Genomic DNA, 23,935 nt, shown 5'->3' on the forward strand with positions numbered 1-23,935 from the left:
ATATGCGCAGCATCGCCATTGACATCGGGAATACGGGCGGCAAATACGGCATTTTCGAAGAAGATGCACTTGTTTCCCTGGGTAATTTCAAGGAGCAGGAAGGATTGCCTCAAGAGGTAGTCTCCCAGTCTTTTGACAATGCCATTATTGCCTCGGTGAGTGGTGGTGCAGTAGAGCAAATAAAGACAGGGCTGTCAGTGTCCGGAAGCATTGTATTGCTTTCGGCGCAGACAGCCCTGCCTGTTTCTAATGCTTACAAAACCCCAGAGACACTCGGGGTAGACCGCATTGCAGCGGCTGTCGCGGCAAATTATTTCTTTCCGGGCCGCAATTGCCTGACCATCGATGCTGGTACGGCGATCACGTACGACTTCATTGATGAGCACGGTCATTATCAGGGAGGAGGTATAGCGCCGGGTATTCGGATGAAATTCAAAGCGCTGCATAATTTTACAGGCCGCCTTCCGTTAGTACAAGGAATCCATGAAAATTTTCCTTTGATAGGGCAGACCACGCAGGAGTCGCTGGAGAGCGGTGTATTGGGTGGTACGGTGGCAGAAGTAGCGGGTATTATCAGTACATATCGCCAAAAATCAGATAAACTGGTGGTTATACTTTGTGGAGGAGACGCAGGATTTTTTGAAAGTACCATAAAACACCCCATCTTTGTAATTCCTGAACTGGTCCTGATTGGACTTCAAAGAATATTAAGACATAATGTATAAAACGCTCCGTTTACTTATTTGCGCATCCGTGCTGTGCCTGGCGCAGGGCGTGCAGGCGCAAAGCATTGGTAACTCGCCTTATTCCCGTTACGGACTGGGAGAACTCAACACAAACTTAGGTAACTTAAGAACGGCAGGCATGGGCGATGTGGGCGTAAGCACAGGCAACAGCTTCCATTCCAATACTGCCAACCCGGCACTTCTTTACTACAACAGCATCACCGTATTCGATGTAGGAGTAACGGGTAGGTATAAAACCCTCAAGAATGCTGCCCAGTCGCAGCGCGACGGCGATGCAAACTTATCTTATTTGACCCTGGGAGTGCCTGTTACCAAGCGCTGGAGCTCTGTCGTTAGCCTAAGACCATACAGTTCGGTAGAGTATAACATCAGAAACATGGGCTCACTTCCTAACAGGCAAGAGGCCGTAGTGATAAACGAATACAGCGGCGAGGGCGGCATTTCAGAGATTTACTTCGGAAACGGCTTCCGAATCACGAACGGACTAACAATAGGAGCGAGTGCCTCATATCTGTTTGGCACTATCTCACAGGAATCATCTTCTATTGTAGCGGATACATCGATCAGCAACACTTCGCTGGAGCGAGTAGCCTATGTAGAGCGTACCCGTTATACAGATTTCATGTTCAGAGCGGGGGCTAATTACCGCAAGAAAGTTGCTGACAAAGCTTTCCTGAGCGCAGGGGCGGTATATGCACTGGGCACTGACATAAATGCAAAGCGTAAGTCTGCCTACGAGCGTCGCGATCTGGGTGATGCCCTGAAAGGCTCGCCGATGTTGCCTGACAGTGTGGAGTCTTCTGTCAATGTTCCAGCGAGTCTGAATGCCTCTATCAGCTATGACAATGGCTCAAACCTGACGATCGGCACAGAATTCATGACGCAAGACTGGTCAAAATACCGCAATCTGGACGGAGAGCAGGAACTGGGCCAAAGTTATAAACTAGGTTTGGGTGCAGAATATACCCCGAACCCAACTGCCATTGATAACTACCTGAAACGCGTGACGTACCGAGGCGGTATTCGCTATGGACAGAGCCCTTACATGGTCAACGGCGAGAACATCAAGGACATGGCAGTTACAGGCGGCATGACCTTTCCGATTGGACGAGGAAATTACTTTGAGCCACCCTATATGCTTAATGTCATGATGGGCTATGGCAAAAGAGGTACTATTGACAATGGCCTGATTCAGGAGAATTACTTTCAGTTTGGCGCGGGTGTAACCATTAACAGCCGTTGGTTTGTAAAACGTAGAGTAGAGTAAACTATTCCGACCTTAAAAGCATTATTAAAACAGGCCGTTCTACTGACGGTCTTTTTTAATTTTTAGTATCTTCACTTTCGATAAGTATAAAAGCATGCCGAGATCTATTTTTTCAGTGCTGATTGCCCTACTTGTTATGTTGACAGCAAGCTGCGGAACAGAGCTGAAAGACCCGGACCAGGAGAAGAAGTACGATGGACCGTTTAGGGAAACAGCTAATGTGCTGACGCTCTACAGTGACTCAGCCAAAGTGCTCATCAGGTTGCAGGCTCCTATGCAGGCAGACTATGAGAACGGAGACATGGTTTTTCCTGACGGTATTGACGTGGAATTTCTGGAAGAGGGAGAGGCTGTGACCTCCACGCTGCGGGCCAACTACGGCAAGCAGGAGCGCAACAAAGACTTATACCTGGTAAGGGGCAACGTGATCGTGCACAACCTGCAAAAACAGGAAAAGCTGGAGACCGAAGAACTGTACTGGAACAAAGGCAAAGCCGAGATCTACACAGACAAGTTTGTGAAGATAACGACGCCCGAGGAAATCCTGATGGGGCACGGTCTGCAGGCGAACCAAGACTTTAGCGTTTATAAAATCAAAAAAGTAACGGGCGTATTCAGCCTGAAAGAATAATGAACCAAAAACTGGTTAATACTATTTTGCTGTCCCTGGCTTTTGTGGCTATGGTCATTGGCGTGCACAGAAGCATTCAGGAATCAGATATAGCAGGAAACTACTGGATCTACATGATCGGCTTTATGCTGTACATCGTGTACCATTACCGCAAGAAGAAACAGACAGAGTAGTCTGTAACATCTTATGATAGACCCCGACCAGATACTATTACTGTTTGCTGCCCTCTTGGCCTGTGCTTTTTTCTCAGGTATAGAGATTGCTTTCACGGCAGCGAATAAACTGCAGATAGAGCTCGACGAGAAAAACAACGTGCTCTCCGGGCGCATTCTTACGCACCTGTTGCGTCACCCTGCCCGACTAATGGGTACCACTCTGATTGGCTATGTCATTTCGCTGGTTTTATATGGTTTCTTAATAGCAGGTATACTCTATACCTTGTTTCAGACCTATTTGCCGGCCTCATTGCAATTAGCGCCGCTTATACTGGTGTTGCAGGTGCTGGTCGCTTCGGTTATCGTACTGCTCACAGCCGAGTTTCTGCCCCGTAGCCTCTTTGCCATCAACCCCAATCGTATGCTGGATGTGCTGGCTATACCTATGGTGGTGCTGCACTACCTGCTATACCCTGTTGTGGTTGTGCTGGTGGGGCTCAGTAAATGGATCGCCGAGCGGATACTTAAGATCGAATTTTCGGACGAGCACCCGGTATTTGGCGTGACGGACCTGAATGCCTATATTAAAAACAGGCTATACCACCCGGTAGAGGAGGGGGCCCCTGAAGTAGATCAGGAGATATTCCATAATGCGCTTGAGTTTAAGAAAGTGCGTGTGAAAGAATGCATGGTGCCCCGCACAGAGGTGGAAGCAGTCGAGGTGAACGAGCCGGTAGAAGTGCTGCGCGACACCTTTATCCAGACAGGGCATTCCAAGATACTGGTATACGAAGACTCCATTGACAACATCATCGGTTACTGCCACCAGTTGGCCATGTTCCAGCAGCCAAGCCAGATCCGCGAGATCCTGTCGCCGGTGAGCCTGGTGCCGGAAAGCATGCTGGCCAGCGAGTTGTTTTTGCGCTTTGGTACCGAGCATCGCACTGTGGCCGTGGTGGTAGATGAGTTTGGCGGGACATCCGGTATAGTAACCGTGGAAGACGTGATCGAGGAGATTGTAGGCGAGATACAGGACGAATATGACTACGAAGCCCTGCTGGAGCAAGTGTTCCCGGCCAAGTACCTATACCTGCTAAGTGGCCGTCACGAGATTGACTACCTCAACGACAAGTACGAGCTCAACTTACCAGAAGGGGATTACGAGACCCTGGGAGGACTTATTTTTTCGGTGTTGGGGGAGATCCCTAAGACAGGTGAGGTGATTGAACTATCGCCTTTCACCATCACGATCCTGTCGATGGACGATAACCGCATCAATGCGGTGAAGCTCTTCAAAGATCCAGACTTACAGGCAGATGGCGTATTTTAAACAGATGCGCACAAAATTTTGAATTTTTACACGATTACCCTTATTTTGCAGTTCCTTTATCATTTGTATAACACATGGCATTAATTAACAAGATTAGAGAAAAGTCGGGTTGGGCTGTTGGCGCTATCGCCATTGGACTTGGCGTATTTGTAGTAGGCGGTGACCTATTAGGGCCAAACTCAAGACTTTTGGGTAATGACGCTACTTCAGTAGGTGAGATAGCCGGTGAGAAAATCGACTATCAGCGCTTCGATATGGTGTTCCAGCAGATCAAAGCCCAATACGAAGGACAGGTGCAGCGTGCTGCGACCGAGAGCGAAATGGCCATGATGCGTGAGCAAGCCTGGAACCAACTAATCTTCCAGATAGCCCTGCAGAAGGAATATGATCGCCTAGGCATTCAGGTATCAGAAGAAGAACTAGCCGATATGGTACAGGGTAACAACATCCACCCATCGGTTCGCCAGGCATTCACAAACCCGCAGACAGGCGAGTTTGATCGTAACCAGGTGGTACAATACCTGCAGAGCTTAGACCAGACAGGTGGCCGCCCTATGTGGGTTAACTTCGAGCAGAGCATTCTGAATGACCGTATTCAAACAAAATACAGCAACTTACTGACCAAGTCAGAGTACGTAACAACAGCTGAAGCGAAGAAGCACTTCGAGGCACAGAACACGATCGCCAACATGAAAGTGTTGTATGTACCTTACTTCTCGATTGCTGACTCTGCTGTTAGCGTGACAGACGCACAGTTGAAAGACTACTACGAGCGCAACAAAGAGCTTTATAAAGTAGAAGATGGCCGTACGTTGGAGTTTGTAACCATTCCGGTTGCTGCTTCTACGGAAGACATGAACTACTTCCAAGAGGAGTTGAAAGATCTGACAGCGCAGTTTACTGCTTCTACCAACGACTCAGCTTTTGTGAATACGCACTCAGACCTGCCATACGACGGCACTTACCTGCACACAGCAGAGTTGCCTGAGCAGCTGCACGAGATCGCTCCATTGGAAGAAGGCAAGGTATATGGCCCTTATAACAATGGCGATACTTATGCCCTGTACAAAGTGATAGATATCAAAGACGGTAGCACGAACACTGCCCGTGCCAGCCACATCCTGATCAAGCCAGAAAACGATTCGCCTGAGGCAAAGCAGGCTGCTCTGGCCAAAGCAAAAGATATCCAGACGCAGATCAGAAACGGTGCTGACTTCGCGGCGATGGCTGCACAGCATGGCTCTGACGGTACGGCCGCTGTTGGTGGTGACCTGGGTTACTTCACAGAAGGCCGCATGGTGCCAGCTTTTGAAAAGGCTGTATTTGGCGCTACAACTGAAGGCCTGTTACCAGCTCCTGTTGAGACAGAGTATGGTTACCACATCATCAAAGTAACGGCTCCTAAGTCAAAGCGTACTTACAAAGTTGCTGCGGTGCAGCGCTCACTTGACGCAAGCGACGCTACACGCGATCAGGCCTATGCGATGGCGGACGAACTGGCTGGCACAAGCGGTTCAAGCAACGAGTTCAGAGAGAATGTGAAGAAAAACGAAGCACTTTCTATTGAAGAAGCAGCGAACGTAGGCAAAAACAACGTGCTGGTAGGCAACCTGAGCAACGCCAGAGAGCTGGTACGCTGGGCTTACTCTAAAGACACGTCAGTAGGTGATGTATCGCCTGTATTTGAGATCAACGACCAGTACGTAATCGCTACCCTCACGGGCAAGCGCGATAAAGGCTACGCTAAACTGGAGAATGTGAAAGAAGAGCTGACTGCTGCCGTTCGCAACGAAGTGAAGGCACAGCAGATCATCGGTAAGCTGAAAGGCGCTACAGGTTCTCTTGATCAGATCGCGGCAAACTACGGTCCGGATGCGATCATCAGAAACGCTGAAGAAGTATCACTTGCTTCTGGTGCTATACCTGGCTTAGGCCTGGAGCCAGTGGCGATCGGTAGAGCGTTTGGCCTGAAGCCAGGCAGCCGCACTGCTCCAATCGAAGGACAAGGCGGTGTGGTTGTAGTAGAGCTCATCAACCTGACAGGCGCTCCGGATGCACAGGATCTTTCAGGTGTGAAAGCACAGCTGGTAAACACCCGCAGATCACGTGTAGAAACTAACGCGTTTGAGGCGATCAAAGAGAAAGCCGACATCAAAGACAACCGTGTGAGATTCTTCTAAGACTTGCACAAGAGGTATACGAAAAGGGCTGTTCCATACGGAGCAGCCCTTTTCTATTTATGGGTAAATCGAAATTAATGGCTATCTTCATTTTCGGGAGATAAGTCCATATCAAAAAGCCCGTATACACGTTGTAGTAGATGATGTCTTTACCTGTCCATACCTATCTGTTGCGCCTGCTGTTTGTGCTCCTCTTCATGGTGCTGGCTGTGCCTTTTTCCATGGCGCAAAACCAGGAGCTGGCACTGGCTCGTGAGTACCTGAGCAAAGGCGAATACCAGAAAGCAGAGACAATCTACAGCAAACTCATCGACGATCAGCGCCTTTTCTCTGTCGTGTACCCCGACTACCTGAAAACCCTGTTGGCGCAGAACAATTACAAGGAAGCCGAGAAACTGGTGAAGCGCACCATCAAGCGTTACCCGGGACAGGTGAATTACAACATCGATCTGGGCATCGTGTACCAGGCAGCTGGTGACAAGTCCGCCGCTGAGAAACACTTTGACAAACTGATCGCACAATTAAAGCAGGAGGAAGTGATCGTAGCTGCCAGTGGCTTTGTGCAGAACGAGCTGTTTGATTATGCCGAGAAAGCCTACCTGCGTGGGCGCGAGCTCAGCAAGAACCCTTATGAGCACAATCGCTCCCTTATAGCGCTCTATACCTTCCGGCAGAAGCACGAAAACCTGATAGGGGAGGCGCTCAACCTACTGCAGGAGAATGAAAGTGAGCTGATCTATGTGCAGAACATGCTGCAGAACAGCATGCAGGACGAGAAGACCTTTGAAGCACTCGAGAAAGAGCTTATTACCCGGGTACAGCAAAACCCGGACCTGCTGGCTTACAACGAACTGCTCATCTGGCTCTACATCCAACGTCGCGACTTCTATAGCGCCTTGTTGCAGGCCCGCTCCGTAGACAAGCGCACACGCAGCGGCGGTACCCGAGTAATGGAACTGGGGGCCATCAGTGCCCGCAACAGTGACTACCAGGGTGCCATTGAAGCCTATGAGTATATTATCAAAGAATACCCGGACGGCCCCTATTACCTGATCGCACGGCAGCGACTTATACATGCCCGGGAGGAACAGGTGGAGAATACGTTTCCGGTTGATTTAGACAAGATCAGAGCGTTGATATCAGACTACGAGGCGCTGCTGGCAGAGGTCGGACGTAATGCCCAAACAGTAGAAGTGCTACAGCACATGGCCAACCTATATGCCTTTCACCTGGATGAAAAGGAGAAGGCTATTGAGCTGTTGCAAGAGGCCATCAGCACACCACGGGCAAAGCCTGACTTTGTAGCTGAGAGCAAGCTGACGCTAGGCGATATTTACCTGCTGAAAGGGGAACCCTGGGAGTCAACCTTGCTGTACTCGCAAGTGGAGAAGTCACACAAGGAAACGACAATCGGGCACGAGGCTAAGCTGCGTAATGCCCGGCTCAACTACTACAAAGGCGACTTCGAACTGGCCCAGGCTCACCTTGACATTCTGAAGCTGGCCACCAGCCGTGAGATCGCCAATGACGCCATGGACCTAAGCCTGCTGATCACCGACAATACCGGTCTGGATACCTCTACTGTAGCTATGGAGGAGTATGCGGCCATCGAACTGCTTATCTTCCAGAATAAACTGGACGAAGCGCAAAACAGGTTAAGCGCTATGCTGCAGAAATTTCCGGGCCATAGCTTGACAGATGAGATTCACTTCAGGAGAGCCAGCATCTATGAGCGCACCGGTGAATTTGACAAAGCCATAGCCAGTCTCGAGAAAGTGGTGAATGCGCCCACTGACATTCTAAGTGATGACGCCTTGTATAAGATGGCCTACATTTACGAAGAGAATCTGAAAGACACACAGAAGGCACAGGACCTATACAATGAGTTTCTGGTGAAGCATCAGGGAAGCATCTTTGTGGCCGAGGCGCGCAAGCGTTTCCGCAAACTGCGTGGCGATACGCCTGTGGTGAACTGACAGGTATAAGGCTTAGTCGTAAATGTAATACTTCCAGTTCTCAAGCCCGGTATCATGCAGGGTAGTCAGTTCCCCCTCCGCTTTATGTGAACCCGATGGATCATACACGACCACTTCAAAATTAAAACCGAGGATCACGTTTTGAGTGAAGGATAAGGTATAGGCCTCGTCTGTTTTAGTATATGCATAAGCCGGAATGCCAATCACCCAGGAAGAGGGCTGCTTCATCATTGCCTCATCCAATGCATTTGGGTAAGCGCCTTGTTCGTGGTAATAGTTTTCGACCTGCTCAATTAACCCGGAAGCATTGGCTATCGCCAGGTTGCGGCTTATATCACGTGTCATGTTAGCAAGCCAGATGGTAGAAACCAAAGCAGTAGCGGGCAGAGCCCAGCACAACACAGCAAATGCTTTGGACAAGCTTGGTTCCGGGTGTTTTATAAACACCCATACCGTCCAGATCAGTCCGATAGGTATTAGTAGAAAGCCCAATATGCCAAGGAACATACCCAACGAAAAAAATAACTGAGCAGGATGGTTCAGGAAGGAAGGACCCGGCAAAAAGGGAAGATTTGTTAGCGGGACAGTCAGCAGGCAGGTAAGAATCACAATCAGCCAAAGTCTTCTGTTCATACGAGGGAAGGTTTTGTGAGCACCAGCTGCTTTTACAGATATAGGTCTCCTACGAGAAGAAAATGAACAGGATCAGGATGAAAAGAATGAAAAACCCATACATGATCAGGTCCAGCGAGTAGTTCTTATACTTCTCAATAATTTCTTTGAGGCGTTTCATGATCTGGTGGATTGCGTAGCTGCAAATTACAAAAAATAGGGGAAAGGTGCTGTGTAATGGGCTGCGTCGGACCCAAATCCTGCGTAAATTGACTACCTTTGCAGTCGGGTTTATTTGTGAAGCAGCATATGGAGAAAAGGTGGGTATTTAACAACAGCGTGGCGCCAGATATGATCAATCAACTGGCCGAATCGCTTCGGATTAGCACCACACTGGCCGATGTATTGTGCCAGCGCTCTATCTGTACCTTCGATGAAGCCAAGGCCTTTTTCCGCCCCAGCCTGCATGACCTGCACGACCCTTTCCTGATGAAAGACATGCAACTGGCCGTCGACCGACTGGCCGAGGCACTGCACCGCTCCGAGCGGATATTGGTATACGGCGACTACGACGTAGACGGCACCACCTCTGTGGCGCTAATGTTTAGCTTTCTGCAAACGCTCGCTCAACCCGACCAAGTCGAATATTACATTCCGGACAGGTATAAGGAAGGTTACGGCGTATCTACCCAAGGTATAGACTATGCAGCCGAGCAGGGCTTCTCCCTTATCATCAGCCTTGACTGTGGCATCAAATCCGCCGACAAGGTGGCGTATGCCAAATCACTGGGTATAGACTTCATCATCTGCGATCACCACTTGCCTGACGAGGACATCCCACAGGCGGTGGCCGTGCTTGACCCAAAGCAAATCGATTGTCCATACCCTTACAAAGAGCTGTCGGGCTGTGGCGTTGGCTTTAAGCTGGTGCAGGCCTTCTGTTTTCAGCAGGGTATACCACAGGAAGAGGCGTTTAAAATGCTCGACCTGCTGGTCGTGAGTATTGCTGCCGACATTGTGCCGATCACGGGAGAGAATCGTATCCTGGCTTATTTCGGCCTTCAACTGATCAACGGTCAGGGACCACTGCGTCCGGGTCTTGAGGCACTGAAGGAGCTGGCAGGTATAAGTGGCGATATGGACATTACCAGCGTCGTGTTTGGCTTTGCGCCACGCATCAATGCGGCAGGACGTATGGGCGATGCCAAGCGTTCTGTGAGCATGCTGTTGGCCAAAACGAAGGTAGAGGCCTTTGAAATGGCCGACATCATCAACGAATCCAATAAAGAGCGGCGCGACAAAGACTCCAACATCACCAAAGAGGCACTGCAGATGATTGCCGAGGATGAGTTTCTGCGCAATGCCAACTCTACAGTACTCTACAAAGAAAACTGGCACAAAGGTGTGATCGGTATTGTGGCTTCGCGCTGCATCGATCACTATTACCGGCCTACGATTATTCTTACACAGTCGAATGGCAAGGCGTCGGGTTCGGCCCGATCCGTGCATGGCTTCAATGTGCACGACGCCATCGAGAGCTGCTCTGACCTGCTCGACCAGTTCGGAGGGCATATGTATGCGGCAGGCCTGACACTACCTGTAGAGAACGTGCCGGCCTTTAGAGAGCGTTTTGAAGAGGTGGTGGCCCGCACGATAACCGCTGACCAGAAGATACCGCAAATAGAGGTGGACGCTAAGATCAGACTCAACCAGATCAGCCAGAACTTCTATAAGATCGTGAAGCAGATGGAGCCGTTTGGTCCGGGTAACATGAAGCCCGTGTTTGTGTCGGAGTGCGTGTATGATACGGGCAGTGTGCGTGTGGTTGGTGACAGCCACCTGAAGCTACGCCTGACACAGGATGGATTTTACGACATCGACGCCATCGGTTTTGGATTTGGTGACTTTTTCAAGTTCATCTCTAAGGGTATACCTTTTGATGTGTGCTATACCGTAGAGGAGAACGAGTTCAGGGGAAATGTAACGCTGCAACTGCGCATCAAGGACATCCGGATGCTGAAGTAGCAGAAAAGCAGTTTTGTATCTGTGCTCTCTTAAATAAGTTTGGTCTGACTCTAAAAAGAATACCCATACAGCAGAATCAGACAGAGTGCGCACAACCCCATACCTGATAGCCCCAGCTTTACATATCGTTGCCTAAAGGCCAAGTAGCCAAACACAATGCCTACTGCTTCTACTGCAAACAGCGACATCACCACAGGAAGGCTCATGGGAAAGCTCGTTACAGTGTGCTGCACATCGTCTAAGTCCACCAGAATCTCTTCTGCCTGCAAGTAGAAATAGGTGATGACGATAAGCCCTATGAAGCCGATCAATACAGAAGCGACGCCTGTTTTCATAAACCCAAGTTACGAAAGACTTATAGAACGCAAAACGGGCCCTGCATGTTAAGTGCAGGGCCCGTTTTGCGTTATGGTGTGTTACTGTATATCGTAATTATTAGCTAAAAGCTTGACAGCTGGCAATTGCTCCAGCTCTGCTAAGATCATCTTCTCTGGGTATGGCGTTAGCTTAGGCGGCACGCACATCATATTCAAGCTGTTCATGTCGCCCGTGAAGTAATTAAGATCGATCGCAGCATTTACGCCCGCCAGTCTGCCTGTGTCGGTGTACTGCCAGAAAAGCCACTTGTCTTCATGATGAATCTCAGGCTCTACGGTATTGTAGCGGGCGATCCAGAAATGATAATCTTTGAAGTGTCCCTGTAACCAGCGTCGGTAAAAATTCTGATTTGTATAGATGATGGGCTTTACGCCATAATGTGCTGTCACGGCTTCCAACCAGATGCGCATGTTTTTTCGCATTTCGGCAGGAGAGGTATGCTTTTCGATCACTTCCACATCCAGCACAGGCGGTAGGTCTCCCTCGTGTAGCTCCACTGTATTGATAAACATCTCGATCTGGCCCTGTACCGGAGCGGCAGGTATGAAGAAGTGGTAAGCACCGCGTTTAATTCCGACACGCTTGGTTTCCTCCCAGTTGCGGGCAAAATAAGGGTCCAACCTGTAATCGTCCTGTGTCGCCTTCACAAAGGCGAACGACACACCCGCGTCCCGCACCTGCTCCCAATTCACCTCTTTCTGCCACTTTGATACGTCTATACCTTTCAGGCTAGAAGAAGTAATCAGGGTGGATTTAGTGGTAGCGCCCGTGCTTTTGGCTGTAGCACCGTTGTTTTTTGTATTATCGGAGTTTCCAGAAGGAAGCCCGGTGAACACCAACGAGAGTAATAAGCCAGAATAAGCCAACTTGTGGGCGGCCAGGTAAAGTAAAGAGAACATCATAAAGGCTGGTTAATCGGAATTCCAAACTAATAAGAAGACGCGACACTAACAACAGCTTGCTCAGAAAAATTTCATTTATAAAATTACATTTTTTGAATATATGCGAAAGTGTATCTGTTGTTATACCTGGTCGGGATGAGGATAAAACTTGGCAGGGTTACTGCATTGCAGGACGGGACTAGAATGTGTAAATTAGCCCGATGATACTAAGAGCCGATAATTTATTTAAAAAATATAAGTCGCGCATGGTCGTGAACGACGTGAGCGTGGAAGTGAATCAAGGCGAGATTGTGGGTTTGCTGGGGCCAAACGGTGCCGGTAAAACCACCTCTTTCTACATGATTGTAGGCCTGGTGAAGCCAAACCAGGGCCGGATATTCCTTGACAAAGAAGATATCACCGATCTGCCGATGTACCAACGTGCCAAGCGTGGCGTAGGCTACCTGGCGCAGGAGGCCTCTGTTTTCCGGCAACTGACGGTGGAGGAGAACATTCTGGCTCCGCTGGAGATGACCAATCGCCCTAAGAAAGAGCAACTCGAAAAGGTAGAGGAGCTGCTGGAGGAGTTCTCACTTACGCATGTGCGCAAAAACAAAGGCATCGTGCTGTCTGGTGGGGAGCGCCGCCGCACTGAGATAGCCCGTGCTCTGGCCGTGGATCCTAAGTTCGTGCTACTCGATGAGCCCTTCGCTGGCGTAGACCCGATTGCAGTGGAGGAGATCCAGAGTATCGTGGCTAAACTTAAAAGCAAAAATATCGGCATCCTGATCACCGACCACAACGTAAACGAAACCCTTTCTATCACTGACCGCGCTTACCTGCTGTTTGAGGGCAAAATCCTGAAATCCGGTACCGCCGAAGAACTTGCCGCCGACGAGCAGGTGCGCCGCGTATACCTGGGCAAACATTTCGAATTAAAACGCAAGGTTTAGTCTTTAATAGGTATATTACAAGGCTAATGTTTGCAAGTTCAGTGATAGGAAAAGCAGTTTAACAATTTAGCCATCAACCTTTGGAAATCATAAACTCAATCGTGACGTGGGTAATGAAGAAACGGATTCATGACATTGATCTGTTTCGGAAATACCCGCATGAAGTGCAGAACGAGCTGTTTCAGGACCTGATCAGTACGGCAAAAAACACGGAGTTTGGCAAGAAGTATGGCTTCGGCGATATAAAGTCGGTGAAGACGTTTCAGGAGCGGGTGCCCATTGCAGCATACGAAGACCTGTACCCCTACATAGAGCGGGTGATGAAAGGCGAGCAGAACATCCTGTGGCCGAGTAAGATTGAGTGGTTTGCAAAGTCATCGGGCACGACCAATGCCCGTAGTAAGTTTATACCTGTCAGCCCGGAGTCGCTGGAAGACTGCCATTACAAGGGCGGCAAGGACATGCTCTCGCTCTACGTCAACAACTATCCTGATACCAAGCTTTTCACGGGCAAGGGCCTCTCTATTGGTGGCAGCCACCACCCTAACGAGTTTAATGCCAAGACCTCCTGCGGCGATGTGTCAGCGGTGATCATGCAGAATTTGCCGATCTGGGCCGAGGCCATGCGCACCCCGCCACTCAAAGTGGCGCTCATGGACAAGTGGGAGGAGAAGATCGAGAAGATGGTGGAGGTGACCGTACCTGAAAATGTGACCAGCCTGAGCGGTGTGCCGACTTGGACTTACGTGCTCCTAAAGCGCATCCTCGAGGTGACGGGTAAAAAGAACATCCTGGAGGTATGGCCGAACCTGGAGCTCTTCACACACGGCGCAGTGGCTTTTGGGCCTTATCGCCAGCTGTTCAAAGAGATCATACCTTCTGCCCAGATGAACTACCTGGAGGTATACAATGCCTCGGAGGGCTTCTTTGGCATACAGGACCAGCGCGACACCGAAGACGAAATGCTGCTGATGCTGGACTACGGCGTGTACTACGAGTTCATCCCGATAGACCAGTTCGATGAGGAAAATCCTAAAACACTTACACTGGATCAGGTAGAGTTGGGCAAGAACTACGCTATCGTGATCTCGACCAACGCCGGCCTGTGGCGCTATAAGATCGGCGACACAGTGCGCTTCACGAATCTGAGCCCATACCGCATTAAAATATCAGGTCGCACAAAGCACTTTATCAATGCCTTTGGAGAGGAAGTGATCGTGGAGAACGCGGAGGTGGCCATTACCAAGGCCTGCAAAGCTACTGGCGCGATTATCTCGAACTTCACAGCTGCACCTGTGTACATGGAGAGCGGCAAGCGTGGGGGGCATGAATGGCTGATTGAGTTTGAGAAAGAACCCGACAACCTTCCCCGCTTCACCCAAGTGCTCGACGAAACGCTGCGCGAGATCAACTCCGACTACGACGCCAAGCGTCAGAACGACATCGCCCTGCAGGAGCCCATTGTGCACGCTGCCCCGAAAGGCACCTTCATGAACTGGCTCAGCAAAAAAGGCAAACTCGGTGGCCAGCACAAGGTACCAAGGCTCAGCAATACCCGCGAGTATCTGGAGGAGATCATGGAAGTAAGTGGGCTGGCAAGTATAAAAAATTAAACTCTCGTCTCGTGCGTGCTAGCAAAGACAATAAAAATGCCCGACAGGTATAAGCTGTCGGGCATTTCGTTTTAAAGCTATACCTAGGGCGTATAGTAAGGCTACGGGTTACGCAGCTTATAGATAGTTGCGAATACCGCGAAACTTAAGAATAACAGAAGGAGCACATTCAAATACACTGGTACCGTCTTGTCTTTAATTTCTTTGTAATTAAAGCCTTGAGCAGTCAGCATCATAAACAAAAAGAGGTTGATGATAGTCAATACCCTGTTAATGGCGTTCCAGGTATTCTTGATTTCTAAAGTCATTATACAGCCTTATAGTGTAAAGATAGATGTAGGTATGAGTTGGCAAATCTGCAGTTTAAATTGCCAGTTTTCGCATGTTTGTTATGATCAGTACAAGCCCCATAGCAAGTCCGCATAACGAAAGTACTGAGCCGACAGCTATCAAATGAAAAGCGCTTTGAGTAACAACTTCAAAATCTTTAAACTCTGACAATGTTGCTAAAAAAGCTATAAAGCTGACCGCTGAAGCGAGTAAGCCCAGACAGGTTCCGGCAATTTTATTCTGCCATACTGCTTGAAAAATAAGGGCGGCTATAGTGCCAAGAGCAATAAAACTGAAGCGCTGTATGGCAATTAGGTCCCCAAAGAACCAGAATGCGGCTAACCCAATGAAGTAGGTATAAGGAAGGATCTTACCTCCATGGTTTTTCAGTTTAGAATATCCTTCCATTAACAATGTGATTTAAGGTTTCGACCCATTTACTCACTCATCATTACCACTTATTCAAGAAAACTACTCATAAAGCCGCCTTCTTTCTTCGCATTCTCCCCACGAGGCATCAGCGCTTCGATCAGCTTCTTCACTGGCATAGACTGCAGCCATACCTTGCCGGTACCGCGCAGTGTGGCCAGGAATATACCTTCACCACCAAAGATCATAGATTTGAGTCCGCCGGCACGCTGGATGCTAAAGTCTATACCTTGTTCAAAGGCGACTACACAGCCGGTGTCTACGCGCAGGGTTTCGTTGTTGAGCTCTTTCTCTACAATGGTACCACCCGCATGCAGGAAGGCCAAACCATCACCTGAGAGTCGCTGCAAAATGAAGCCCTCGCCACCAAAAAAGCCGGAGCCCAATTTCTGGTTGAAGTGCATAGCCAGTTTGGTGCCTAAGGCTGCTGCCAGGAAAGCGTCTTTTTGCGCAATCAGGGTATTACCGCTGAGTTGCTGCAGGTCGATGGGTAGAATTGTGCCAGGGTAGGGGGCTGAGAAAGCTACACGGCTTTTGCCGTAGCCACGATGCGTAAAGTGCGTCATGAATAGCGACTCACCCGTGATCAGGCGACTGCCGGCCGAAACCAGTTTGCCCAGAAAGCCTTGGCTCGGATTGGAGCCATCGCCCATCTTGGTCTGGAAATCGATGCCCTCTTCCATGTAAACCATGGCGCCGGCTTCGGCTATTACTGTTTCATTAGGATCCAGCTCGATTTCGAGTACCTGTATGTCGTTACCAAAAATGCGAAAGTCAATTTCGTGTGCGTTTCTCATAGTTTTTAGGACTTGATGTTCAGATAGACAAGATAGTAAATTATCTAATCCTCTTCATCTTCTTCGTCCTCATCACTGCGCCCTTTTTTTCGTCGGGCTTTGGGCAGGTCTTTGTCGTCTTCGTCGTCCGAAACGGAATTGGTGCCCTTCACGAAATCCTCGTCAGTTTCTTCTACTTCTTCTCCTTCCTCTACATGGTACTCATCTTCTTCCTCTTTCTTGGCACGTTCGGCGGCGTCGCGCTTCACGAGCTTCTTGTCCTCCACGTTTTTATTCAGAAACTCGTTTATCTTATCGATAGAGTAGTTGGAAGTGATCTCGCCCTGTTGGTTCACCTTGATCTCAAAGCCTTCGAGGTCTTTGTGTACCCGTGTCTTCTTAGAGCTTTTATTGTCTTTTTTATTCTTAGCCATAATTAGGTTCTCATAGTTCTCACTGAAGTATAAGGCGAATCGACTAAATTGTTACAGGCAGGTATAAGAGGCAGGTATAAAAAAAGCGGCTACCCCTTTCGGGATAGCCGCCTAAATAGGTATAAGATATAGCCTAAGCTGTTACGTATTGGCTCAGGGAGCTGATAGCCGCGTCGATGCGGTTAGCTGTTTCCTCACGGCCAATCACCTCGATGATCTGCATCAGATCAGGGCCAGCCTCAGCACCGGTTACAGCCAGACGAAGTGCCTGCATCACCATACCGATCTTCATGCCGTGACGCTCCAGGATGCTTACCAGCAGATCCTTCACCGCATCAGCGTTAAAGTCGCTCAGAGTAGAGAGTTCGTTTCGGAAGTCTGTGAATACGGCTACGGCCTGGCTGTTCCATTTCTTAGAAGCTACTTTCTCGCTGTACTCAGTTGGAGCCACGAAGAAGTAAGCTGCCTCACGCCAGAACTCCTGTGGGAAGCTCACGCGCTCTTTCATCAGGCCGGCGATTTTCTCAGCTTTCTCAGGCGAGCAAGAGATGTTATGATCTTCCAGTGCTTTGAGCAGGTAGCCTGCCAGTTCAGCGTCTGGCTTGGCACGCAGGTACTGCTCGTTGAACCAGCGTGCTTTCTGTATATCAAAGCGGGTACCGGACTTACCGATACGCTCGATCGTGAATTCATTGGCAAGCTCCTCCATCGAGAAGATTTCCTGCTGCGTGCCCGGGTTCCAACCCAGGAAGGCAAGGAAGTTGATGAATGCCTCCGGAATGTAACCTGCCTCGCGGTAACCAGAAGATACTTCGCTAGAGAACGGATCTACCCAGCGAAGTGGGAATACCGGGAAACCCAGCTTGTCGCCATCACGCTTGCTCAGCTTGCCATTGCCGTCAGGCTTGAGCAGGAGCGGTAAGTGGGCGAACTCAGGCATGGTGTCTTCCCAACCCAGGTAACGGTATAGCAACACGTGTAGCGGCGCCGATGGCAACCATTCCTCGCCACGAATTACGTGGGTGATTTTCATCAGATGGTCGTCCACGATGTTGGCCAGGTGGTAAGTCGGCATACCATCCGACTTCATCAGTACTTTATCATCAATGGCAGAAGAGTGTACCATGACCCAACCGCGAATCAGGTCTTTTAAACGCACTTCTTCTTTGCGCGGCACTTTCAGACGGATCACGTATGGATCACCTGAGTCCAGACGGCGCTTCACTTCATCCTCCGGCAGCGTGAGCGAGTTTTTCATTGTCATGCGGGTGATGGAGTTGTACTGCGGGGTAGCTACTTTGGCAGCTTTCAGGCGCTCGCGCATTTCGTCCAGTTCTTCAGCCGTATCGAAAGCGTAGTAAGCATGGCCGCTCTCGATCAGCTGCATGGCATACTGCATGTACATTGGCTTGCGCTCCGATTGGCGGTATGGTGCGTAAGGGCCACCGTTCCATGGGCTCTCGTCCAGTTGGATACCGCACCACTCCAGCGACTCGCGGATGTAATCTTCAGCGCCGGGCACAAAACGGTTCTGGTCTGTGTCCTCGATGCGCAGGATCATTTTGCCGCCTGTTTTCTTGGCCAGCAAAAAGTTGTAAAGGGCCGTGCGAACACCGCCGATATGGAGAGGCCCTGTCGGGCTTGGGGCAAAGCGTACTCTAACTTCTCTTTCCATGTATGGTTATTTCAAAAAGGCATTGCAAATGATGCCACAAAGGTACAAAATAAATTCTCGTTTCGGTAAGGACTTGCCCTCTGTGATGTATACCTGTGTCGAGGGACTGCATAAACATAACCTGAAAATTGCGTATCAGTTTTAAATAGTGTCACACACTGCTCCATGCCCCGCAACACGCTGATCAAGATATGGTGCCTGCTCAAAGAAGCTGGTCTCGAGTTTATAGAAAACAACTCCTTCCAAAAAGGGGCTGCGCTGGCATACTACACTATTTTCGCACTGCCGCCGATTCTGCTAATTCTCATCAACGCCACGGGCTATTTTTATGGTGAACAGGCAGTTTCAGGTGAGATCTATTACCAGATAAGGGAATTGATCGGCTCTGAGGGGGCCTTTGCAGTACAGCGGATGGTGGAGAATATCAATGAGATCACGGATTTCAATTTGGCCACTATCATCATTGTGATCACCTTGTTTATTGCAGCTACAGGGGTATTTGTATCGCTTCAGGACTCATTGAACGAGGTATGGTATGTAAGGCCTGCCCCCAAGCGTGGTTACCTGAAGCTGATCCTTGACCGCTTCCTGTCCTTCGGTATGATCCTGATTATCGCCATACTACTCATCGTTTCTTTGCTGGCTAACACCATTCTGGTAGCCATAGGGGACTTCCTGGCGGCCCGACTGGCTAGCTGGTTCGTGTATGTGTTGCGTGGTGTCAACCTGGTGTCAGGGTTTGTGCTCATGACTTTTATGTTTGCTTGCATTTACCGATTTCTGCCCGACGCCAAGATCAAATGGCGCGACGTATGGGTAGGGGCCGTCGTGACATCGGTGTTGTTTGCTTTAGGGCGTGAGATTATTGGCCTATACCTTGGGACAAGCAATATCACCTCCATCTATGGAGCAGCGGGCTCCGTGATCGTCATCTTGCTATGGGTGTTCTATACCTCCCAGATCATGTTTTTTGGAGCTGTGTTCACGTTTGTATACTCCCGTAGGTATGGCTTCAATATTTACCCAGCTGATTACGCCGTTCGCTTCATCCGGCAGGAAATAGAGGTAGGCCACACGGCTGTGAATGCTGAGCCAGGCAAGTTCACGAAAGATATTTATGGTGAAGAAGAAGCAAAAGAAGCAGCTGAATCTCAGGAGGAAGGTAAGTCGCTGGGAGAGGGAATTTGAGAAGGGTGTTGAAGTAACGTCCTTTCTGAGCGGTGGCAAGCTGCAGTATAGGTTTTGTTAGCGGTTTGGGTTTTTATTGAGATTACTCATCAGTTTCCCTGTCAGCATCAAAATAAATGGTCTGATAAATCTATAGGTAAGGAATCCAATAGCTGCCAATATGAGTATAAAAATGGCTGGCAATATGGCTCCAAAGGTATAGGTCATGCCAAGAATAAAGCCTAATATAAACTCAGAGTAATATATGGGAACAATTAGGCTGAGCACTAATATGATGAAAGGAACATTGTCTAAAAAGACGCTGTATCCGTTCGCAAATGAGACTGCTATTAAAATTCCCAGACCTAAACCTGTTATAAAAAGTCTTAAAGCTTGGTTCCGTAAATTGTTCGTTTGTTGTCCTTGTGAAGACTGTTTGCTATGTCTTTTTTCTGTCCTCGCTATCAGAAACCAGGTAAGAATAGGAAGTAATAATCCGCTCCACCAGTTAGAGATTTCTGGTAGGTTTTGTTGTTGTAGTATATGATGACTGGCGACACCACCATGAAAATGCTCCCAAAAAAGGAGGCAGAAAATAAAAACCGTTACAATACCTGTAATTAGGGCTTTAGTATTTGATCTGCTTTGTCTTTGATGGGGCTCTCTATTTATCATCAATTTCTATCTTTCATGTGTCTATTTGAACGCTAACGGCTCGTGCATAGTGTGGGCAAGGCGTAGCCGCAGCATAAACTATGAACCTTGTTGGGCTATGTTTTATTTCAATCGGTTATGAACTTGTAGTTAAACTGTGGCAATTTGCTCCTGCCGTTTAAAGCTTTCATGCTGCTTATAACTTTATCAAGCTGTTGCTTTGAGCCTTTCAGTGCATACTGTTCACCCTGATACTCCACTTCTATTCCTGAAATCAATGCTTTAAAGTATACCAAACCCTTAAAGTCATATTCATGGTTGATGATTTGGTCAACTTTTTTTACTTCTCCTAAAATTGATTCATTCACATATCCGCTGCTTGGATGCCAACTATCACCCAATTCATTCACTTCAACCTTATCTTCTGGTTGAAATAGCTTTAGGAAAAGCTTGAGAGGTACATCTTCTAAAATCAATTTCATACTTATAAATACAGCCCAACTACTAGATAAACGGTATAAACATCCGGTTTTTTGTCGTTTTTGACAGATAACCGGAACTGGATTACCGAATATACTATATAAGTGCTATACCTTCAGCTCTCTAACATAAAAGAACTGAAGGTATAGCACTTATGAAATCAGCGTTTTCTACAAAGCGGCAATACAAGATATTTCTACATTCACATCTTTTGGCAGGCGGCTTACCTCCACTGTCTCACGGGCAGGTGGGTTGGAGCTGAAATAGCTGCCGTATACCTCGTTAATCTTGCCAAAATTGTTCAGGTCCTTCACGAAGATGGTGCACTTGAGCACGTTGTCAAAGCCCATGCCAGCCTCCTGCAGAATGGCGGACAGGTTTTTCATTACCTGGTGCGTTTCCTCCTCAATAGTGCCGCTTACCAAATCGCCGCTTTGCGGATCTAGTGGGATTTGGCCTGATACATACATGATGCCGTTGTGAAGTGTGGCTTGGCTATAAGGCCCGATAGCGGCTGGCGCGTTGGCCGACTTGATAATGGTATGGTTCATCGTCTGATTAGTTTTAATGTGTATATTTACTGATCAAAAGTACAGAAATATGCACATACTTGTTTTGTCTGGCGATGAAATGGCCGCTGAGTTCCGACAGAAATTTCCGGAAGGAGCAAACGGCAACACCTATACCTTTCTGCATAGCCGACACCTGACCGATGCCCAGCTGAATCCAGATGATGTGGTATTCGATTTTTTGCTGCACGAAGAGCCCGAGCGCCTCAGCGACTATGCCCCTAATCAAGTCGTGTTCTGTCAAGCTGTAACCAAACAACTGGCTGCTTTGGTACACGCGTCAGGTTTAGAAAATACCTGTACCCTGTTCGGCTTCAACGGCCTGCCAACACTATTCAATCGCCCTGTATTGGAAGTGAGCCTATACAAGCAAAACGACGCTGAAATGCTGCATAGCATATGCGAGCAGCTCCATACAGAGTATCAGGTAGTAGACGACCGTGCAGGTATGGCAACACCGCGCATCCTGTGCATGATCATCAATGAAGCCTGCTATACCTTGCAGGAAGGTACTGCTTCTATCCAAGACATAGACTTAGGTATGAAACTCGGCACGAACTACCCGCACGGACCATTCGAGTGGGCTAATGCGATAGGTATAGCCAATGTATACCAGGTGCTGGAAGCGATGTATGCAGACACGAAAGAAGAACGCTATAAAATCTGCCCACTGCTTAAGACCAAGTACCTGAAAGGCGAGAAGTTTGAGGTATAGGCCTGATAAGCTCAGTAACAGTAGTTTAATTTCTAAGACACAAAAAAGGGGAAGCTAACTGGCTTCCCCTTTTTAATTAAACTTATTTCGATTACTCTACCGTTACAGACTTCGCCAGATTACGAGGCTGGTCTACGTTACAGCCACGCATTACCGCGATGTGGTAAGATAGTAACTGTAGCGGAATAACAGACAGTAATGGCACCAGGTGTTCGCTTGTATCCGGAATCTCGATCACGTGATCGGCCATAGACGGGATAGTCGTATCGCCTTCCGTCACTACAGCGATGATCTTGCCTTTGCGGGCCTTCACCTCCTGTATGTTCGATACGATCTTCTCATAAGAGCTGTCTTTCGTAGCAATTACCACTACTGGCATGTGCTCGTCGATCAGGGCAATCGGGCCGTGCTTCATTTCAGCAGCAGGGTAACCTTCTGCGTGTATGTAAGAAATCTCTTTCAGCTTCAGTGCGCCTTCCAAAGCTACAGGGAAGTTGTAACCACGACCCAGGTATAGGAAGTTTGTAGCATCCTTGTACTGCTCAGCAATGCGTACGATCTGGTCGTTCAGCTCGAGGGCTTTCTCTACTTTGGCAGGAATGCTCTCCAACTCCACCATCAGCTGGTGCAGTTTAGTCGTTTCCAGCGTACCACGCTTGCTGCCAATGATCATGGCGATTAGCGAAAGCACGGTCACTTGTGCGGTAAAGGCCTTTGTAGAAGCAACACCAATCTCAGGACCAGCGTGTGTATAAGCACCGGCATCGGTTGCGCGGGCGATAGAAGACCCTACCACGTTGCAAATACCAAAAATGGTAGCACCTTTCGACTTGGCCAGTTCCAGTGCCGCCAGTGTATCAGCTGTCTCACCAGATTGTGAGATGGCTACTACAATGTCACGCTCACTGATGATCGGGTTACGGTAGCGGAACTCTGAAGCATACTCCACTTCCACAGGTATGCGGGCAAGGTCTTCGATCAGGTATTCAGCTACCAGACCGGCGTGCCAGGACGTACCGCAGGCTACGATAAGAATGCGGTCTGCATTCACGAATTTGTTTTCGAACTCACGGATACCACCCATCATCAGGTGATTGCTTTCCGCGATCATACGGCCGCGCATGCTGTCCAGGATAGAGCGAGGTTGCTCAAAGATCTCTTTCAGCATGAAGTGCTCGTAGCCACCTTTCTCAATCGACTCGAGGGCCATTTCAAGGCGCTGTACGTAAGGTGTTTGCACAACGTCCTCTTTTGTGCGGATCTCCAACTCACCGTTTTTGATCACCACCAGTTCAAAGTCGTTAACATACACCACATCGTTCGTATACTCGATGATAGGAGTAGCGTCAGAAGCAAGGAAGTATTCGCCTTCTCCTATACCTACTACCAGCGGGCTACCTTTACGGGCAGCGATCAACTGGTTTTGGTCCTCTTTGGAAAGCACCACGATGGCATAAGCTCCTACTACTTCGTGCAGGGCCAGGCGCACCGCTTCAGCAAGCGAACAGTTGCTGTTCTGCTTGATGTCTTCAATCAGATTAATGAAAACTTCCGAGTCAGTTTCAGACTGGAAAGTATGGCCTTTCTGGATCAGGAGCTGCTTCAGGGAAGCGTAGTTCTCGATAATGCCATTGTGAATAATCGCAATGTTCTTGGAGCTAGAGTAGTGCGGGTGTGCATTCACGTCGTTTGGTTCGCCGTGGGTAGCCCAGCGGGTGTGACCCATGCCGATGCTGCCATGCACATCTTTGTCTGCAATAAACTCTTCAAGGTCGCTTACCTTGCCTTTTCTTTTGAAGACGTTTAAGCCTCCATTCATCAGGGCTATTCCTGCGCTGTCATAGCCTCTGTATTCAAGTCGTTTCAAGCCTTTAAGGACAATAGGGCAAGCATCTCTATGCCCTACGTACGCTACAATTCCGCACATATAGTATTAAATTACAATGAAAAAAATAAAGG

At 48.8% G+C, this 23,935-nt stretch carries 24 protein-coding genes; 12 read left to right on the forward strand and 12 right to left on the reverse strand.

The features are described from left to right. Positions 1–2 precede the first annotated feature (2 nt). The 7 genes from AC5FX6_RS19410 (at position 3) to AC5FX6_RS19440 (ending at position 8,285) form a co-directional block, all read left to right on the forward strand. Positions 3–725 (forward strand): type III pantothenate kinase, encoded by a 723-nt coding sequence (locus tag AC5FX6_RS19410; protein ID WP_493598619.1) that lies wholly within the window; start codon positions 3–5, stop codon positions 723–725. Further along, complete coding sequence (bamG, locus tag AC5FX6_RS19415; RefSeq protein ID WP_493598620.1) at positions 718–2,013, forward strand: BamG family beta-barrel-assembly machinery protein; 1,296 nt, start codon at positions 718–720, stop codon at positions 2,011–2,013. Before AC5FX6_RS19410 ends, bamG begins: the two co-directional genes overlap by 8 nt. 94 nt (positions 2,014–2,107) lie before the next feature. Continuing rightward, entirely contained in the window at positions 2,108–2,644 is a 537-nt protein-coding gene (gene lptC, locus AC5FX6_RS19420) for an LPS export ABC transporter periplasmic protein LptC (protein ID WP_493598621.1), read from the forward strand. Next, positions 2,644–2,817: a hypothetical protein gene (locus AC5FX6_RS19425; RefSeq protein WP_155800937.1), complete on the forward strand. Its 174-nt coding sequence runs from the start codon at positions 2,644–2,646 to the stop codon at positions 2,815–2,817. The genes lptC and AC5FX6_RS19425 overlap by 1 nt, the downstream gene beginning before the upstream one ends. Positions 2,818–2,830: 13 nt before the next feature. Further along, positions 2,831–4,129 (forward strand): hemolysin family protein, encoded by a 1,299-nt coding sequence (locus AC5FX6_RS19430; protein ID WP_493598622.1) that lies wholly within the window; start codon positions 2,831–2,833, stop codon positions 4,127–4,129. A 74-nt stretch (positions 4,130–4,203) separates the two neighbouring features. Further along, positions 4,204–6,309 carry a peptidylprolyl isomerase gene (locus tag AC5FX6_RS19435; RefSeq protein WP_493598623.1) on the forward strand — a complete coding sequence of 702 codons (2,106 nt, stop codon included), beginning with the start codon at positions 4,204–4,206 and terminating at the stop codon, positions 6,307–6,309. A 140-nt stretch (positions 6,310–6,449) separates the two neighbouring features. Further along, entirely contained in the window at positions 6,450–8,285 is a 1,836-nt protein-coding gene (locus tag AC5FX6_RS19440; protein WP_493598624.1) for a tetratricopeptide repeat protein, read from the forward strand. 12 nt (positions 8,286–8,297) lie between these two features. On the opposite strand, the gene AC5FX6_RS19445 is transcribed toward AC5FX6_RS19440, so the two are convergent. Next, positions 8,298–8,918, reverse strand: coding sequence for a hypothetical protein (locus tag AC5FX6_RS19445; protein WP_493598625.1), 621 nt, complete (start codon positions 8,916–8,918; stop codon positions 8,298–8,300). A gap of 288 nt (positions 8,919–9,206) precedes the next feature. Here AC5FX6_RS19445 and recJ point away from each other — a divergent pair, with 288 nt between their 5' ends. Further along, positions 9,207–10,922 carry a single-stranded-DNA-specific exonuclease RecJ gene (gene recJ / locus AC5FX6_RS19450; RefSeq protein WP_493598626.1) on the forward strand — a complete coding sequence of 572 codons (1,716 nt, stop codon included), beginning with the start codon at positions 9,207–9,209 and terminating at the stop codon, positions 10,920–10,922. 50 nt (positions 10,923–10,972) lie between these two features. Here recJ and AC5FX6_RS19455 read toward each other — a convergent pair whose 3' ends face one another. Both AC5FX6_RS19455 and AC5FX6_RS19460 read right to left on the reverse strand, forming a co-directional pair. Then, positions 10,973–11,257 (reverse strand): hypothetical protein, encoded by a 285-nt coding sequence (locus AC5FX6_RS19455; RefSeq protein ID WP_493598627.1) that lies wholly within the window; start codon positions 11,255–11,257, stop codon positions 10,973–10,975. Between the two features lie 81 nt (positions 11,258–11,338). Then, positions 11,339–12,202: a glycoside hydrolase family 25 protein gene (locus AC5FX6_RS19460; protein ID WP_493598628.1), complete on the reverse strand. Its 864-nt coding sequence runs from the start codon at positions 12,200–12,202 to the stop codon at positions 11,339–11,341. Positions 12,203–12,402: 200 nt separating this feature from the next. Between AC5FX6_RS19460 and lptB the strand changes: the two genes are divergently transcribed. Both lptB and AC5FX6_RS19470 read left to right on the forward strand, forming a co-directional pair. After that, entirely contained in the window at positions 12,403–13,134 is a 732-nt protein-coding gene (gene lptB, locus AC5FX6_RS19465; protein ID WP_493598629.1) for an LPS export ABC transporter ATP-binding protein, read from the forward strand. A gap of 80 nt (positions 13,135–13,214) precedes the next feature. Next, positions 13,215–14,747: a GH3 auxin-responsive promoter family protein gene (locus AC5FX6_RS19470; RefSeq protein WP_493598630.1), complete on the forward strand. Its 1,533-nt coding sequence runs from the start codon at positions 13,215–13,217 to the stop codon at positions 14,745–14,747. A gap of 101 nt (positions 14,748–14,848) precedes the next feature. Here AC5FX6_RS19470 and AC5FX6_RS19475 read toward each other — a convergent pair whose 3' ends face one another. The 5 genes from AC5FX6_RS19475 to gltX all read right to left on the reverse strand — a co-directional run bounded on the left by AC5FX6_RS19475 (position 14,849) and on the right by gltX (position 18,391). Continuing rightward, positions 14,849–15,055 carry a hypothetical protein gene (locus AC5FX6_RS19475; RefSeq protein WP_493598631.1) on the reverse strand — a complete coding sequence of 69 codons (207 nt, stop codon included), beginning with the start codon at positions 15,053–15,055 and terminating at the stop codon, positions 14,849–14,851. A gap of 55 nt (positions 15,056–15,110) precedes the next feature. Further along, a complete protein-coding gene (locus AC5FX6_RS19480; RefSeq protein WP_493598632.1) occupies positions 15,111–15,485 on the reverse strand; it encodes a hypothetical protein in 375 nt (124 codons plus the stop codon). 50 nt (positions 15,486–15,535) lie between these two features. Then, complete coding sequence (locus AC5FX6_RS19485; protein ID WP_493598633.1) at positions 15,536–16,303, reverse strand: TIGR00266 family protein; 768 nt, start codon at positions 16,301–16,303, stop codon at positions 15,536–15,538. 44 nt (positions 16,304–16,347) lie between these two features. Further along, positions 16,348–16,716, reverse strand: coding sequence for a hypothetical protein (locus AC5FX6_RS19490; protein WP_493598634.1), 369 nt, complete (start codon positions 16,714–16,716; stop codon positions 16,348–16,350). A gap of 133 nt (positions 16,717–16,849) precedes the next feature. Continuing rightward, entirely contained in the window at positions 16,850–18,391 is a 1,542-nt protein-coding gene (gltX, locus tag AC5FX6_RS19495; RefSeq protein WP_493598635.1) for a glutamate--tRNA ligase, read from the reverse strand. A gap of 165 nt (positions 18,392–18,556) precedes the next feature. Here gltX and AC5FX6_RS19500 point away from each other — a divergent pair, with 165 nt between their 5' ends. Beyond that, positions 18,557–19,579 carry a YihY/virulence factor BrkB family protein gene (locus AC5FX6_RS19500; RefSeq protein WP_493598636.1) on the forward strand — a complete coding sequence of 341 codons (1,023 nt, stop codon included), beginning with the start codon at positions 18,557–18,559 and terminating at the stop codon, positions 19,577–19,579. Positions 19,580–19,636: 57 nt separating this feature from the next. Here the strand turns inward: AC5FX6_RS19500 and AC5FX6_RS19505 are convergent, their stop codons facing one another. From AC5FX6_RS19505 to AC5FX6_RS19515, 3 genes are all read right to left on the reverse strand, one after another. Then, positions 19,637–20,233 (reverse strand): hypothetical protein, encoded by a 597-nt coding sequence (locus AC5FX6_RS19505; RefSeq protein WP_493598637.1) that lies wholly within the window; start codon positions 20,231–20,233, stop codon positions 19,637–19,639. A 107-nt stretch (positions 20,234–20,340) separates the two neighbouring features. Then, positions 20,341–20,694, reverse strand: coding sequence for a hypothetical protein (locus AC5FX6_RS19510; RefSeq protein WP_493598638.1), 354 nt, complete (start codon positions 20,692–20,694; stop codon positions 20,341–20,343). 168 nt (positions 20,695–20,862) lie between these two features. Next, positions 20,863–21,243, reverse strand: coding sequence for a RidA family protein (locus AC5FX6_RS19515; protein ID WP_493598639.1), 381 nt, complete (start codon positions 21,241–21,243; stop codon positions 20,863–20,865). Positions 21,244–21,292: 49 nt separating this feature from the next. Here AC5FX6_RS19515 and AC5FX6_RS19520 point away from each other — a divergent pair, with 49 nt between their 5' ends. Further along, positions 21,293–21,976 (forward strand): 3-hydroxyacyl-CoA dehydrogenase family protein, encoded by a 684-nt coding sequence (locus AC5FX6_RS19520; RefSeq protein WP_493598640.1) that lies wholly within the window; start codon positions 21,293–21,295, stop codon positions 21,974–21,976. Positions 21,977–22,067: 91 nt separating this feature from the next. Here AC5FX6_RS19520 and glmS read toward each other — a convergent pair whose 3' ends face one another. Further along, positions 22,068–23,903: a glutamine--fructose-6-phosphate transaminase (isomerizing) gene (gene glmS / locus AC5FX6_RS19525; protein ID WP_493598641.1), complete on the reverse strand. Its 1,836-nt coding sequence runs from the start codon at positions 23,901–23,903 to the stop codon at positions 22,068–22,070. Positions 23,904–23,935: the final 32 nt, after the last annotated feature.

The organism is Pontibacter sp. LHS2 (assembly GCF_058932845.1).

Excerpts from the sequence above, each read along its gene's own strand:
- AC5FX6_RS19410 (WP_493598619.1), top strand. The coding sequence starts at position 3 with ATGCGCAGCATCGCCATTGACATCGGGAATACGGGCGGCAAATACGGC.
- bamG (WP_493598620.1), top strand. The coding sequence starts at position 718 with ATGTATAAAACGCTCCGTTTACTTATTTGCGCATCCGTGCTGTGCCTG.
- lptC (WP_493598621.1), top strand. The coding sequence starts at position 2,108 with ATGCCGAGATCTATTTTTTCAGTGCTGATTGCCCTACTTGTTATGTTG.
- AC5FX6_RS19425 (WP_155800937.1), top strand. The coding sequence starts at position 2,644 with ATGAACCAAAAACTGGTTAATACTATTTTGCTGTCCCTGGCTTTTGTG.
- AC5FX6_RS19430 (WP_493598622.1), top strand. The coding sequence starts at position 2,831 with ATGATAGACCCCGACCAGATACTATTACTGTTTGCTGCCCTCTTGGCC.
- AC5FX6_RS19435 (WP_493598623.1), top strand. The coding sequence starts at position 4,204 with ATGGCATTAATTAACAAGATTAGAGAAAAGTCGGGTTGGGCTGTTGGC.
- AC5FX6_RS19440 (WP_493598624.1), top strand. The coding sequence starts at position 6,450 with ATGATGTCTTTACCTGTCCATACCTATCTGTTGCGCCTGCTGTTTGTG.
- AC5FX6_RS19445 (WP_493598625.1), bottom strand. The coding sequence starts at position 8,918 with ATGAACAGAAGACTTTGGCTGATTGTGATTCTTACCTGCCTGCTGACT.
- recJ (WP_493598626.1), top strand. The coding sequence starts at position 9,207 with ATGGAGAAAAGGTGGGTATTTAACAACAGCGTGGCGCCAGATATGATC.
- AC5FX6_RS19455 (WP_493598627.1), bottom strand. The coding sequence starts at position 11,257 with ATGAAAACAGGCGTCGCTTCTGTATTGATCGGCTTCATAGGGCTTATC.
- AC5FX6_RS19460 (WP_493598628.1), bottom strand. The coding sequence starts at position 12,202 with ATGATGTTCTCTTTACTTTACCTGGCCGCCCACAAGTTGGCTTATTCT.
- lptB (WP_493598629.1), top strand. The coding sequence starts at position 12,403 with ATGATACTAAGAGCCGATAATTTATTTAAAAAATATAAGTCGCGCATG.
- AC5FX6_RS19475 (WP_493598631.1), bottom strand. The coding sequence starts at position 15,055 with ATGACTTTAGAAATCAAGAATACCTGGAACGCCATTAACAGGGTATTG.
- AC5FX6_RS19480 (WP_493598632.1), bottom strand. The coding sequence starts at position 15,485 with ATGGAAGGATATTCTAAACTGAAAAACCATGGAGGTAAGATCCTTCCT.
- AC5FX6_RS19485 (WP_493598633.1), bottom strand. The coding sequence starts at position 16,303 with ATGAGAAACGCACACGAAATTGACTTTCGCATTTTTGGTAACGACATA.
- AC5FX6_RS19490 (WP_493598634.1), bottom strand. The coding sequence starts at position 16,716 with ATGGCTAAGAATAAAAAAGACAATAAAAGCTCTAAGAAGACACGGGTA.
- gltX (WP_493598635.1), bottom strand. The coding sequence starts at position 18,391 with ATGGAAAGAGAAGTTAGAGTACGCTTTGCCCCAAGCCCGACAGGGCCT.
- AC5FX6_RS19500 (WP_493598636.1), top strand. The coding sequence starts at position 18,557 with ATGCCCCGCAACACGCTGATCAAGATATGGTGCCTGCTCAAAGAAGCT.
- AC5FX6_RS19505 (WP_493598637.1), bottom strand. The coding sequence starts at position 20,233 with ATGATAAATAGAGAGCCCCATCAAAGACAAAGCAGATCAAATACTAAA.
- AC5FX6_RS19510 (WP_493598638.1), bottom strand. The coding sequence starts at position 20,694 with ATGAAATTGATTTTAGAAGATGTACCTCTCAAGCTTTTCCTAAAGCTA.
- AC5FX6_RS19515 (WP_493598639.1), bottom strand. The coding sequence starts at position 21,243 with ATGAACCATACCATTATCAAGTCGGCCAACGCGCCAGCCGCTATCGGG.
- AC5FX6_RS19520 (WP_493598640.1), top strand. The coding sequence starts at position 21,293 with ATGCACATACTTGTTTTGTCTGGCGATGAAATGGCCGCTGAGTTCCGA.
- glmS (WP_493598641.1), bottom strand. The coding sequence starts at position 23,903 with ATGTGCGGAATTGTAGCGTACGTAGGGCATAGAGATGCTTGCCCTATT.